We start from the raw sequence: 14300 nt of genomic DNA, 5'->3' as shown, positions 1-14300 counted from the left end.
CTTAGGGTGAGTTAGATATCCACCCGATGCACCTCTGGAGTTCATGCGACCGACCACACGGATGTGGTCATTACAGGCCCCGGCACTTGTGTCGGGGCCTGTTCTATTTGGGCGCCATAATTTGCCGGCCAGGCAAGCAATTACAAATGTGGGAGGGGGCTTGCCCCCGATAGCGGTGTAATAGTCGACACATCATTGACTGACCTACCGCTATCGGGAGCAAGCCCCCTCCCACATGGGGTTACTCGGCATCCAAGTGCATCGGCGTAACGACTCGACCATCCTTCTCAGCCTGCCCCAACTGCGCATCAATGAAGTACACGCGGTCGTCCTCCAACTGAGCCTTATCCACCAGATAGTCCTTGATGGTACTGGCTCGGTCTTGACCCAGTTGGCGCAGAAGCACGTCGCTGCCACTCCAGAACTTGATCACGCCATCCTTGAGCTTGGCGGTGCGTTCATCGTTGCCCAAGTCTTTCCACTCGGCCGGTGGCTGTTGCTTCAGACGGGTGCGGTAGATGCCTTCCAGCAACGGCGCCTTTTCCTTCTCGGGCACGACAAGCAGTGATGCCTGAGCCGGGACTTTATCGCCGCGACGTTGCAGGATCTTGTAGTAGTTGTACTGGTATTCACGCTCAAGCCGTTGCGCAGCCAGGAATGGACCGTCACTGCTGGCTGCGGCGGTGCCCTCGATTTCCAGGCGCAGGGCAGGGCGTTCCTTGAGTGCCTTGGCGAGCGTGTTAAGGGCACCCTCGGCGTCTTTATTCAATTCACTAGAGCCGGCTGCGAACGATACGTTACCCAGGTCTTCTGAACCCCCGCCAGTGACCAGCCCGCCAATAAACTTGAAGGGCGCCGTCGCGGCACGCACCACCAGGTTACGCAGGGTTTGCCACACAATCGGCATCACGCTGAACTGCGGGTTGTTCAGGTCCCCGGTCACCGGCAGCTCGATGGAAATCTTGCCGTCGCTGTCCTTGAGCAGGGCAACCGCCAGGCGAATCGGCAAGTCCACGGCATCGGCGCTGTCGACTTTCTCACCCAGTTGCAATTGCTCGACCACCACCTTGTTCTCAGCCTTCAACTGGCCTTTGGTGATCATGTAATGCAAGTCCAGGTTCAAGCGACCTTTGCGGATGCGAAAACCCGCGAATTTGCCCGAGTACGGCGTCAGGGTGGTCAACTCGACACGTTTGAAGCTGGTCGCGATGTCCAGCGCCGCCATCGGGTCGAACGGGTTCACGCTGCCCTTGATGGTCACCGGCGCGTAGCGGTCCACCTTGCCCTTGATGTCGACGCTGGCCGGCTTGGCCTGGCGACTGTCGATGGTGCCGATCTGCCCGTTGAGCTGTTGAATCGCAGTGGCGAAATTGGGCGTGAGGCTGAAGTCGGCAAAATTGGCCGAGCCGTCGTTGATCGCGATCTGGCCGATGCGGATACCCAGCGGCTTGTCTTTGCTCGCTGCCGGCTTGGCAGAAGACTTGGCACCGTTGTCGGCGGGCTGTGGAATCAGCAGATCGTCAATGTTGGTGGTGCGGTCGTCGTTGATCATGAAGCGCGCATAGGGTTGCAGCAGGTTGACCTTGTCGATCGACAGGCTGTCGCCATGCTGGTAGTTGACGCCTTCGAGCACCAGGCGCTGCCACTTGAGGAAATCGCGCGACTTGAGGGTGTCGAGCGTATGCAACTGGTCCACCTGCGCGCGGCCGGTGACCTGAAGGGCCAGCGGCTCGGTGCCTTTAAGGTTGACATCCAGGTTGCTGCCCAGCATGCCGCTGCGCAGTTCCAGGCGGATGAACGGGCTGATATAGGATTGGGCGACGCGCAGGTCGATGTCCTGGGTGTTCACTTTCAGCTTGGCGCTGACCGGGTTGAGGTTGACCTCGCCGGTTGCCTGAATCTTGCCTTGCTTGCCCAGGCCGGTATCGACCTTCAAGGTAAAAGGGCTCTGGTTGAGGCTGTCGAAATTCTGCACGTCGACGTTCAACGGGCCCAGCTCCAGTGCTACTGCTGGCTTGGCCTGACGGTCGGCCAGGTGCACCTGATAGTTGCGCAGTTGCACGTCCTTGAGCAGCACTTGCCAGGGTTTGTTCGGCACGGCCGGTTTCGCTTCAGGCGAATCGGCGGTGGCGGGCGCAGAGGCGGGCTCCGGCGGCTTGGCCGGTTTGTTCGGTTGGCTGGCGAACAGCTTCTGCCAGTCGAGCTGCCCGTCGGCTTCACGGGCCGCCCAGGTTTCCAGTTTGTTGCTGCGGATCTTGCCGATCACTACCTTCTGCTTGGCCAGGTCTACCGTGGTCTCGCTGACATCCAGGCGTTCCAGGCGTGCCAATGGCCGGCCATCCGGCGCCTTGATCGCAAAGGGCGCGATGCTGGCAGCGGTGTTGGTCAGGTTCAGTTCGGTCTCTTTGGCCAGGCTGAAGGTGTAATCGGTGCTGAAATTGAGCACACCGTCCTCAAGCACCAGCGGCAAGGCGTCGCGCACATACGGCCACCAGGCTTTCATTTTGCCGTCGGTGACTTTCAGTGAGCCTTGGGAGGTGATCGGCACCAGGCTGAAATTGCCTTTCCAGTCGATCTGCCCGCCTGCGGGGCCAGCGGCCACCAAGGTCATGTCGGCGTTATCTTCGGGCAAGGTGCTGAGGTTTTTCAGCTCGAAGTCGAGTTTGTCGTAGAGAAATTCGATGGGTTCGCTGGGGCGCAGGTCCTCGAAGTGCACATAGCCGCCCGCCAGCTTGATGCTGTCGATACGCAGCGGGAAGGGCTTGGCGTCGGGATTGGTCGGGGTTGGCTCGCTCGCAGGCAATTTGAATAGCTGCGCCAGGTTCAATTGGCCGGATTTGTCGAAGAGCAATTCGGTCTTGGGTTGTTCCAGTTGCACATCGGCCAGGTGCAGGGCGCGGGTCCACAGGCTGTCGATCTGCAGGTTGGCATAGAGGCGCGCGAAACCCAGCTGTTCTTTGCCCGGGTCACCAATTTTCAGGCCCCATAGCGTCAGCTCCAGGCTGAACGGGTTGAGTTCGATACGCTCGATGCGTGCCGGCACCGTCGCGTAATTGGCCAACTGCTGGTTGGCAATGCGAAGGGCAATGCCGGGCAGAATCAGGAAGCCCAGCAAGCTGTACAACGCAAGGGCGGTCAACAAGGCGCCTAGGGCGCGGATCAATCCTTTGGGCATGGGTGACGCCATCTATGTCGAACGAGAGTGCCTTGGAGTATGGCACGTGATTTCGGTTCCGAAGAACAGCGGGGCTTGGGAAGCTTCCTACAATTGCAGCATCAGGGTCTTCAGTGGAGGTTGCTGGTCTTTCGATGGAAAGTCCGCTCCCGGTGCCATAACCTGCCAATCGCGTACCGGGCGACCGGCTTTTTCCGCGCAACGCAGCACCTGTTCGCGCCAGTCATCCATGCTCACTTTCGCCAGGTTGTTGCAGCAAATGAGTACGCCATTCTCGGCGGTTGCCAACAGTGCCGGCTTGAGCAGGCTTTGGTAGTCGCGCAACAGGTCGACGGTGCCGAAGGCGCTTTTGGCCCAGGCGGGAGGGTCGAGCACCACCAGGTCATACTGGCGCTGTTCCAGGCGCGGGTAGCTGGGCAGTTTCTGGCCACGGCGCTGAGTGATCGCGAGGCCGGCCAGTTGGCGAATGGCTGGAAAGTAATCGGACTGTACGAATTCCATGGTCGGCAACTGCGGGTTGAGCAGGCCGTTCTCGCGACCGACCGCCAGGTTCCCCTCGGCAAAGTCCAGGTTGCAGACTTCGCGCGCGCCACCGGCCGCTGCGCTCAAGCCGACACCACAGGTGTAGGCGAACAAGTTCAGCACGCTTTTACCGGCGCTGTGCGCCTTGACCCAGCCGCGGGTGTTGCGCAGGTCGAGGAACAGCAGTGGATCCTGCCCCGCATGGCGCCCGCGGACACGGTAGCTGAGGCCCCATTCGTGACCGACCAGGTCCTCCAGTGCGGCAGGCTCGGCGCGGTAGACGGTGTCTTCACGGTCGATCCGCGAATTGCCACGGGAGCGGTCGTTGTAGACCAGCAGCAACTCCAGGCCCATGTAGTGGTTGATCAGTTGGTGCAGGTCCAACAGATCAGCGCGCTCCAGGGATTGGTGGAAGCTTTGCACCAATAATTGCGGGCCGTAGCGATCGATCGTCAGGCCGCCGGCGCCTTCCTGGCTGCCATGGAACAGCCGGTAGCAATCGGTACCTTGGGCATGCAGTTCACTGATCAGGTCTTGGCGATGATCGAGGGCGGCGCGCAGCGCCTGGTTCAAGGGAGTCATGGAGCGCGCCTTGCTTGCAGGTAAATGAGGACAATTGCGGTCGCGCAGTTTAACAGCCCCGGCCTGAACAGGCCGGGGGTTATTTCGAGGCTATCGGTTCAGGCGTTCCTCGATCAAGCCGTCCACGACGCTCGGGTCGGCCAGCGTCGAGGTGTCGCCCAGGCTGTCCAGCTCGTTGCAGGCGATCTTGCGCAGAATCCTGCGCATAATCTTGCCGGAACGGGTTTTCGGCAGGGCGGGTGCCCACTGGATCAACTCCGGCTTGGCGAAGCTGCCGATTTCCTTGCTGACCAATTCCAGCAGGTGCTTTTTCAGTGCATCGCTGGGTTCGACGCCGTTCATTGGCGTGGCGAAGGCATAGATGCCCTGGCCTTTGACGTCGTGGGGGTAGCCGACTACTGCGGCTTCGGCGACCTGGTCATGCAGGACCAACGCGCTTTCGACTTCGGCCGTACCGATGCGATGGCCGGATACGTTGATGACGTCGTCGATCCGCCCGGTGATCCAGTAATCGCCGTCCTCATCGCGCCGCGCGCCATCGCCCGTGAAGTAGTAGCCGGGGTAGGGTTTGAAATAGGTGTCGATCATGCGCTGCGGATCGCCGTAGACGCTGCGAATCTGCCCCGGCCAGCTGGCTTTGATCGCCAGCACGCCACTGCCGGCGCCGCTGATTTCCTGGCCTTGTTCGTCCAGCAACACCGGTTGCACGCCGAACATCGGCTGGGTGGCGCAACCTGGCTTGATGCGCTGGGCGCTGGCCAGCGGGCTGAGCATGATGCCGCCGGTTTCGGTCTGCCACCAGGTATCGACAATCGGGCAGCGCTGTTCGCCGACCGCGTTGAAGTACCAGTCCCACGCCTCTGGGTTGATCGGCTCACCGACACTGCCCAGCAGGCGCAAGCTGGCGCGGGAAGTGCTCTGCAGTGGGGCATGGCCTTCACGCATCAAGGCGCGCAATGCGGTGGGCGCGGTGTAGAAAATATTCACCTGATGTTTATCGATGACCTGCCAGAAGCGCGAGCTGTCCGGGTAGCTCGGCACGCCCTCGAACATCAACGATGTCGCCCCATTGGCCAGCGGGCCATAGACGATGTAGCTGTGGCCGGTGACCCAGCCCACATCGGCGGTGCACCAGAACACCTCGCCCTCCTGGTAGTCCAGCACGTACTTGAAGGTCATCGCCGCTTGCAGCAGATACCCGCCAGTGCTGTGCAACACGCCCTTGGGTTTGCCTGTGCTGCCGGAGGTATAGAGAATGAACAGCGGGGCCTCGGCGTCCATTGGTTCGGGCGGGCAGTCGTCGCTCGCGGCATCCACGGCTTGTTGATAGTTGAGGTCGCGGCCTTCGCTCCAGTTCACGCTTGCGCCGGTGCGTTGTACTACCAGTACGGTGCTGACGTTCGGGCAACTGGCCAGTGCCTTATCCACGTTGTGCTTCAGTGCTACCGACTTGCCACCGCGTATGCCTTCGTCGGCGGTGATGACCGTGCGACAGTCGGCGTCCAGTATGCGGTCGCGCAGGGCGTCGGGCGAGAACCCGCCAAACACCACCGAGTGCACCGCGCCGATGCGTGTGCAGGCCAGCATGGCGTAGGCCGCTTCCGGGATCATCGGCATGTAGATGCACACCCGGTCGCCTTTGCTTACGCCACGGCTCTTCAGCACGTTGGCCAGGCGGCTGACGTGTTGATGAAGTTGACGGTAAGTAATGGTGGAGGATTTTGTCGGATCATCGCCCTCCCAGATGAAGGCCGGCTGATCGGCACGCTGTGCCAAATGGCGGTCGATGCAGTTGTAGCTGACGTTGAGCTGGCCACCGGCAAACCATTGCGCGGCACCCGTGCTGATGTCGGCGCTATGAACGGTGTGCCAAGGCGTTATCCAATCGAGGAAGCCCTTGGCCTGGTCGGCCCAGAAGGTGTCCGGCTGTTCGAGGGATTGGCGATAGAGGCGCTGATAGTCCGCTTGACTGAGTTGCGCAGCCCGACGGACGGCATCGGCGATAGGGAATTGGCTGATATCGAACATGAGCGCTCCTTATTCTTGTTTTGCGACAAGTTATAAAGATGCACCCTGAGGTGGGAGGGTTCAAGGCCAATGTCCGAACGGACATTGGCCTTGCCATACCTGGATCAGCCGCGGTGACGACCGCGGAAGTAGTTGATCAGGCCCTGGGTCGAAGCATCCTCGGCCGAGGTTTCTTCGGCGCCGGTCAGGCGGTTGTAGACGCCTTTGCCCAGCTCCTTGCCCAGCTCCACACCCCATTGGTCGAAGGCGTTGATGCCCCAGATAACGCTTTGCACGAACACCTTGTGTTCATACATGGCGACCAACGCACCCAGACGACGTGGGCTGATGCGCTCGACCACGAGGGTGTTGCTCGGGCGGTTGCCCGGGATCACCTTGTGGGGCGCCAGTTTCTGCACCTCGGCCTCAGGGATGCCTTTTTCGCGCAGCTCGGCTTCTGCTTCTGCGCGAGTCTTACCGAGCATCAGTGCCTGGCTCTGGGACAGGCAGTTGGCGTACAGCCACTGATGGTGGTCGGACACCGGGTTGAAACTCACGATCGGCACGATGAAGTCGGCCGGGATCATTTGGGTGCCTTGGTGCAGCAACTGGTGATAAGCATGTTGCCCGTTGCAGCCCACGCCGCCCCAGATGACCGGGCCGGTGTCGGTGGCGACCGGCGTGCCGTCCTGGCGCACGCTCTTGCCGTTGGATTCCATGTCCAACTGCTGCAAATGTTTGGTGATGTTACGCAGGTAGTGGTCGTACGGCAGGATCGCGTGGCTCTGCGAACCCCAGAAGTTGCCGTACCACACGCCCAGCAAGCCCAGCAGCACCGGCATGTTGGCTTCGAATGGAGCGTTCTGGAAATGCTGGTCCATGGTGTAGGCACCGGACAGCAGTTCCTTGAAGTTGGACATACCTATCGCCAGCGCAATCGGCAAGCCAATCGCGGACCACAGCGAGTAACGCCCGCCCACCCAGTCCCACATCGGGAAGATGTTTTCTTCGCGGATACCGAACGCCACGGCCGCTGCGTTGTTGCTCGACACGGCGATGAAGTGGCGGTAGAGCTCGGCTTCCGAACCGCCCTGCGCCAGGTACCAGGCGCGGGCGGCCTGGGCATTCTTCAGGGTTTCGAGGGTATTGAAGGATTTGGACGAGACGATGAACAGGGTGGTCTCGGCGCGCAGCTTCATGGTCAGCTCGTGGAACTCGCTGCCGTCGATGTTCGCCAGGTAATGGCAGCGCACGCCTTTGTGGGCGTAGGACAACAACGCTTCGGAGACCAGCTCCGGGCCGAGGAACGAACCACCGATACCGATGTTCACCACGTCGGTGATCGGCTTCTCGGTGTAGCCACGCCACAGGCCATCGTGAATGCGGCCGACCAGGTCAGTGATCTGGTTCAGCACCTTGTGCACGTCCGGCATGATGTTCACGCCGTTGACCGACAACTTGTCACCGACCGGGCGGCGCAGGGCGGTATGCAGCGCCGGGCGGCCTTCGGAAGAGTTGACTGGCTCGCCGGCATACAGCGAGTTGATCGCATCTTTAAGACCGACCTCGTTGGCCAGGCCCACCAGCAGGTCGCGGGTTTCGCGGGTGATCAGGTTTTTCGAGTAGTCGAGGAAAAGCCCGCAGCTGCTCAGGGTGAATTCTGAGAAACGCTGGGGGTCGGCATTGAACGCCTCGCGCATGCTGAAATCCTGCATGGCTTGGCGATGTTGATTGAGCGCTTGCCAGGCGGGCAGCGCGGTAACGTCATGAGGGGTGCGGTAGTACGCCATCGCTGCGGGTTTCCTTTTTATTACGGGGACTGCCTTTTAGGACACTTCGAAATCCGGAACATCCAGTCTTTTCACTGGCCACGGGTTCCAGACAGCGCTAACCATACGCGCAGGGCGATTACATTAAACCTAGCGTGTCGATATGTCTTGGCTTTGTCTGCGCTGTAGCCGGTACTTTTTTATACCGGCACAGCGTTCAGGGCAATCGGCGAGGTGTCAGGAGGGGTCAGTCGAGGTTCAAATGCAGATTGTCGATCAGGCGAGTCGCGCCCAGATAGGCGGCGACCAGGATCACAATGTCCCGATCTTCTGGCGTGGCTGGGCGAAGGTGCACGCCCTGGCGCACTTCCAGGTAATCCATGCGCAAGCCAGCGGCTTCGATCTGCTGGATGTGCTCGGCGCGCAGCCTGGCAAAATCATGCTCACCGTTTTTGATGGCGGCGGCGATCTGGCTGAGGCTGCGGTACAGCACGGGCGCAATCGCGCGTTGCTCTTGGGTGAGGTAACCGTTGCGCGATGACAGCGCCAGGCCATCGGCTGCGCGTACGGTCGGTTCGCCGATGATCTGGATCGGCATGTTCAGGTCATGCACCATGGCGCGGATCACCGCCAGTTGCTGATAATCCTTTTGGCCAAAGACGGCCATATCCGGCTGCACCATGTTGAACAGCTTGCTGACCACCGTGGCGACGCCTTCGAAATGCCCGGGACGGCTGGCCCCACACAGGCCTTCGGACAGCTGAGGCACGCTGACGCGGGTTTGTCCGGTCATGCCGTCGGGATACATTTCCTCGACCGTTGGCGCAAACAGCAGGTTGCAGCCGGCTTGCAACAGCATCTCCTGGTCGGCGGCGAGGGTGCGCGGGTATTTGTCCAGGTCTTCGCCGACGCCGAATTGCAGCGGGTTGACAAAAATGCTCGTCACCACGAAATCCGATTGCTGCGCCGCCTTGCTCACCAGGGTGGCGTGGCCATTGTGCAGGTTGCCCATGGTCGGCACAAAGCCGATGCGCTTGCCGGCGCTGCGCGCGTGGGTCACGGCGGCGCGCAGTTCGCGTAGGGTTTTAACGGTGTTCATGCAGAGAATCCGTGTTCAGTGCCAGGGAAGGTCACAGCCTTGACTTCGCTGACGTAAGCGCTCAGCGCGGCGTGAATGCTGGGCTGACCAGCCATGAAGTTTTTCACGAACTTGGGCACGTGGCCGCTGATCGACAGGCCGAGCATGTCGTGCAGCACCAACACCTGGCCATCGGTGGCGGAGCCGGCACCGATGCCGATCACGGGTACCTTGACGGCCTGGGTGATTTCGGCGGCCAGTTCACTGGGTACGCACTCCAGTAGAATCATCGCGGCGCCAGCTTGCTCCAGGGCAATGGCATCAGCGCGCATCTGGCGTGCCTGGGCTTCATTGCGGCCCTGCACCTTATAGCCGCCCAGAAGGTTGACCGACTGCGGGGTCAGGCCCATGTGCGCACAGACCGGTACGCCGCGCTCAGCCAGCAGACGGATCGACTCGGCGAGCCAGACGGCACCTTCGACCTTGATCATGTGCGCGCCCGCCTGCATCAGTTTGCCGGCGTTCTGGAAGGTCTGTTCGAGCGTGGCATACCCCATGAACGGCAGGTCGGCGATGATAAATGCACCGTCGTTGCCACGCTTGACGCTGGCGGTGTGGTACGCGAGCTCGTCGGTGGTGACGGGTAGCGTGCTGTCATTCCCTTGAAGAACCATGCCCAGGGAGTCGCCTACCAGCAACACCTCGACCCCGGCCTGGCAACTGGCGTGGGCGAAGGTAGCGTCATAGCAGGTCAGCATGGTGATTTTTTCACCCTTGAGCTTGAGGCTCTGCAAGGTGGTCAGGGTAATGTCTGGCATGAAAAGGGTCCTCGTTCAGGCGCTTGGAAACAGCGAGTAACGCGCGTGAGTCTTCGTTTATACAGGCGCACCGTCTTGAGAGCAGTGCTTATAAGGCCTGGATTGCGCCCTTTAGCGCCGGGTTGGCGGCAGCGGGACGCCTATAGTCGTGAGGAGGACACGGGAAGTCAATTGGATGTGTTACCGCATTGTTACGATGGCGGTGTTACCGCTGTTACTAACGCGATTGTAGGAGCGAGCTTGCTCGCGAAGAACCCACAGGCACTGCGTTTAATCAGGCTGGGCGAGTGATCGTTGACGATTTTCGCGAGCAAGCTCGCTCCTACAGAGGTAGGCGTTCCAGGCCGACGAATGGGCAGGCTGCCAGCAGTTCACTCAGCGTTTGGCCATCAGGCAACTGAAAATCGGCAGGCACCAACTCAGCCAATGGATAAAGCACGAACGCCCGCAGGTGCATCTGATAATGCGGCACCTTGAGGCGCGGCTCATCAATCGGCCGATCACCGAATAACAGAATATCCAGATCGAGGGTACGTGGCCCCCAGCGCTCAACGCGCTCGCGGCCCTGGTCGTTTTCGATGGTTTGCAGCGCATCGAGCAGGGCCAGCGGCGCGAGGGTGCCGTCCAGGGCTGCAACCGCGTTGGTGTAACGCGGTTGGCCGGGAAGCAGGGAGTCGCTTTGGTAGAAAGCGGATACACCGGCGAGTGCAGTGCCGGGCAGGTGCGCTAAGGCGTCGATAGCGCTGCGCAGTTGCTGCGCCGGGGCAGCCAGGTTGCTGCCCATGCCGATGTAGATACGTTCCACGTTTATTCGCCCGTTGCGCCCGAGGCATCGGCGGCGCTGCGCTTGCGCTTGCTGGTACTGCGGCGGCGCTTCTTCGGCCCTTCACCGGTGCTGTCGCCTTTGCTGCCGAGTTCACGAATCATCTCGCGGCGCTGGCTGTCATTGGCGTCCTGATAGTCGGTCCACCATTCACCCAGGCCGTCGGTCTGCTCGCCGGCGCTTTCGCGCAGCAACAGGAAGTCGTAGCCGGCGCGGAAACGCGGGTTCTCCAGCAACAGGTCGGCGCGTTTGCCGCTGCGGCGCGGCAGGCGCTCTTGCATGTCCCAGATTTCGCGGATCGGCAGGGTGAAGCGCTTCGGAATGGCGATGCGCTGGCACTGCTCGGTGATCAACTCGTGGGCGGCTTCCTGCATGGCAGGGATCGGCGGCATGCCACGGTCCTGCAGGCGCAGTACGCGTTTAGGCAGGGCCGGCCACAGCAGGGCGGCAAACAGGAACGCCGGGGTGACCGGCTTGTTCTGCTTGATGCGCAAGTCTGTGTTGATCAACGCTTCGCTGATCAGGGTGTGGGTGTACGTCGGGTTGTGTTCCAACGCCTCGGCGCTGGCCGGGAACAGTGGATCGAACAACTGCAGGTCGACGAGCATTTCAAAGGTGTCGGCGGCGTAGCCCGACAGGAACAGCTTGAGCACTTCTTCAAACAAGCGTGCCGACGGGATTTCCCGCAGCATCGGTGCCAGCTCGCGAATCGGTGCGGCCGTATGTTTTTCGATACCGAAGTTGAGCTTGGCGGCGAACCGCACGGCGCGCAGCATGCGCACCGGGTCTTCCTGGTAGCGCTGCGTCGGGTCGCCGATCAGGCGGATCAGGTTGTTGCGGATATCGTGTACGCCGTTGGCGTAATCGAGGATGCGCTCGCTGACCGGATCGTAATAGAGGGCGTTGATGGTGAAGTCGCGGCGTTGCGCGTCTTCTTCCAGCGTGCCGTAGACATTGTCACGCAGGATGCGCCCGCTTTCGTTGCGGGAAGACTGATTGGTGTCTTCCTCTTCATCGTTCTGCGGATGACCGGCGCGGAACGTCGCGACTTCGATGATTTCGCGCCCGAAATGGATATGCACCAGCTTGAAGCGACGGCCGATGATCCGCGCATTGCGGAATTCGGCACGCACCTGTTCAGGCGTGGCGCTGGTGGCGACGTCGAAATCCTTCGGCGTGATATTGAGCAGCATGTCACGTACGCAGCCGCCCACCAGGTAGGCCTGGTAACCGGCGTTCTGCAAACGTTCGACGATGTTCACGGCATAACGGCTGAACTGAGCGCGCTGCAATGAATGCTGATTGCTGTTAAGCACTTCAGGCGTGCTGCGAATGTGTTGCGTACGACGCAAGGGAGAACGGAATGACTGGAACAACTTCTTCAGCATGGGATGCACTGTTTGAAGGAATGTTCGGCCATAACGAAGAATGACCGCATGATGGGCCGGGATTCTAGCATTTAGTCAGGGGATGGTGTAGGAACAAGCTGCAGGCGTTGCGCCATAAGCGTTTGAAGGGCAATCCAGAGGAATCTATCGGAAACTACAAGGGGAGCCGAAGCTCCCCCAGAAGTAGTTGCGTGCTCTATTTTTATTATGGGTTTCGGGCTTCTTGTTTTTGTTGATCGCCCTCGCCATGAAGCTTCACCTTCATGACACTCCCAATCGGGAGTCAAGAGCAAACGGATTGCTTTGGTCGCTGTGTTGCTGATCTACGATCCAACCAGTTCAGGCTCTGCCTTAGGGCAGTTTTTGTTGTTCTCGGCCTGGTTGCGGGGCAAGCCCCAATGCAACGCCTCTCCAAAAGAATCAGTTAGCTGCGCCTCCGCCGTGTTGTTTTTGTTATGCGTGAGTCGATTCGTCTTATTTTTATTGTCTTGTACAAAGCTTGTTATTGTTTTTGTACTAAGCATATAGCAGGGTGCGTGCCAACTTTTGCGCCGCCCAGCAAAATCAGGGGTCCAAGGCGATTCTCGGCTTTTGACGGACGAAAAAAAGCCGGGGCTTCGTTACCGTAAGCCCCGGCTTTTGTTACGCGCAATGTCCGCGGTAACAGTTTTTTCACATAAGCAGGTGTTACCTGTGGCGCGGGCCCTCAACTCTCGCTGGCGACACCGGTCTTGCGCCGTGGAATGCCCAGGCGCTGGCGGCGTTCCCACAGGCACTTGCGGCTTACGCCCAGCTTGCGTGCCAGTTCGGTCTCGGTCATGTGGTCCTGGTGCTCGAGGACGAAATGCTGGAAGTAGTCTTCCAGGGACAAGTCCTCCGTTGGCTCATGGCTGGTGTTGCTACCAGTACCCTGTTGCGGCGACAGGCCGATGAAGTCGTCGTCGTCCAGGTCGCTGAGCTCGATATCGATGCCCAGCAGCTCGGCGGATATTTCCGGGCTTTCTGACAGGATGACCGCACGCTCGACCGCGTTCTCCAGTTCCCGCACGTTGCCCGGCCACGAGTAATGCCGGATTGCTTGCTCCGCGTCCGGGGCGAACTTCAGGTCGGTACGGTTGATGCGCGCGCTCTGGCGCAGCAGGAACGCATTGGCGATTTCGTTGACGTCGGCGCCACGCTCCCGCAGGGCTGGCAGCTTGAGCGCAATCACGTGCAAGCGGTAATACAAGTCTTCGCGGAACTGGCCGATCTTGGCCAAGCTCTTGAGGTCGCGGTGCGTCGCTGCGATCAGGCGCACATCGACCTTTTGCGATTGCACCGAACCGACCCGGCGAATTTCACCTTCCTGCAGCACCCGCAGCAGGCGCGCCTGTGCTTCCAGGGGCAACTCGCCGATCTCGTCGAGGAACAAGGTGCCGCCGTCGGCGGCTTCGACCAGGCCCGCACGCCCGGCGCTGGCACCGGTGAACGCGCCTTTTTCGTGACCAAACAATTCGGATTCGATCAGGGACTCGGGGATCGCCGCGCAGTTCACCGAGATCATCGGTGCCTTGGCGCGCTTGGACAGGTTGTGCAGGGCGCGGGCCACCAGCTCCTTGCCGGTGCCCGACTCGCCCTGGATCAACACATTGGAGTCGGTGGGTGCCACTTTGCGGATCTTGCTGTAAAGGTCCTGCATCGGCGGGCAGGAGCCGATGATGCCGATCTCGCCGTTGCTGTTGTCGACGCCCGGTTTGTCGGCGGCTTTTCCTGCTGGACGCGGCTCGGCTGGCGCACTGCTGGCCGACTGGCGGTCACGCAGGATGCGGGCCACGGCCTGAAGCATCTCGTCATGGTCGAAAGGCTTGGCGATATAGTCCACCGCGCCCATCTTCATCGAGTCCACGGCCGAGCGCAGGCTGGCGTAGCTGGTCATGATCAGCACCGGAGTGCCCTGGCCCAGCTTGATCAGCTCGGTACCCGGTGCGCCCGGCAACCGCAGGTCGCTGACGATCAGGTCGAACGTGGGAATGCTGAACCGCTCCTGTGCTTCCTGCACCGAGCCGGCTTCGCTGACCTGGTACTGATTACGTTCAAGCAGGCGACGCAAGGCAGAGCGGATAATGGTTTCGTCTTCGACGATCAAAATGTGCGGCATT

Annotated in this window: 9 protein-coding genes; all 9 read right to left on the bottom strand. The window is 60.6% G+C overall.

Going from position 1 to position 14300, the window contains the following annotated elements; genetic code table 11:
* Positions 1-241: 241 nt before the first annotated feature.
* Positions 242-3175 (bottom strand): DUF748 domain-containing protein, encoded by a 2934-nt coding sequence (locus tag C4J94_RS23185; protein ID WP_124388232.1) that lies wholly within the window; start codon positions 3173-3175, stop codon positions 242-244.
* An 87-nt stretch (positions 3176-3262) separates the two neighbouring features.
* On the bottom strand, positions 3263-4279 hold the full coding sequence (locus C4J94_RS23180; protein WP_124388231.1) for a class I SAM-dependent rRNA methyltransferase: 1017 nt from the start codon (positions 4277-4279) through the stop codon (positions 3263-3265).
* Positions 4280-4369: 90 nt separating this feature from the next.
* On the bottom strand, positions 4370-6307 hold the full coding sequence (gene acs / locus C4J94_RS23175) for an acetate--CoA ligase (RefSeq protein ID WP_124388230.1): 1938 nt from the start codon (positions 6305-6307) through the stop codon (positions 4370-4372).
* Positions 6308-6411: 104 nt separating this feature from the next.
* Positions 6412-8076, bottom strand: a complete 1665-nt coding sequence (gene pgi / locus C4J94_RS23170) for a glucose-6-phosphate isomerase (protein WP_124388229.1) — start codon at positions 8074-8076, stop codon at positions 6412-6414.
* 226 nt (positions 8077-8302) lie between these two features.
* Positions 8303-9154, bottom strand: a complete 852-nt coding sequence (panC, locus tag C4J94_RS23165; protein WP_124388228.1) for a pantoate--beta-alanine ligase — start codon at positions 9152-9154, stop codon at positions 8303-8305.
* Positions 9151-9951 (bottom strand): 3-methyl-2-oxobutanoate hydroxymethyltransferase, encoded by an 801-nt coding sequence (panB, locus tag C4J94_RS23160; protein ID WP_124388227.1) that lies wholly within the window; start codon positions 9949-9951, stop codon positions 9151-9153. Before panB ends, panC begins: the two co-directional genes overlap by 4 nt.
* Positions 9952-10273: 322 nt before the next feature.
* Positions 10274-10756 (bottom strand): 2-amino-4-hydroxy-6-hydroxymethyldihydropteridine diphosphokinase, encoded by a 483-nt coding sequence (folK, locus tag C4J94_RS23155; RefSeq protein WP_124388226.1) that lies wholly within the window; start codon positions 10754-10756, stop codon positions 10274-10276.
* Between the two features lie 2 nt (positions 10757-10758).
* The gene (locus tag C4J94_RS23150; RefSeq protein WP_124388225.1) at positions 10759-12162 is read right to left on the bottom strand and encodes a polynucleotide adenylyltransferase PcnB; all 1404 of its coding nucleotides are present in this window, start codon (positions 12160-12162) and stop codon (positions 10759-10761) included.
* 706 nt (positions 12163-12868) lie between these two features.
* Positions 12869-14299, bottom strand: coding sequence for a sigma-54 dependent transcriptional regulator (locus C4J94_RS23145; RefSeq protein WP_124388224.1), 1431 nt, complete (start codon positions 14297-14299; stop codon positions 12869-12871).
* Position 14300 lies beyond the last annotated feature (1 nt).

The sequence above is a fragment of the Pseudomonas sp. R5-89-07 genome, from assembly GCF_003851685.1.
Classification (GTDB): Bacteria; Pseudomonadota; Gammaproteobacteria; order Pseudomonadales; family Pseudomonadaceae; genus Aquipseudomonas.
This window is presented reverse-complemented; position numbering and strand designations above follow the sequence as displayed.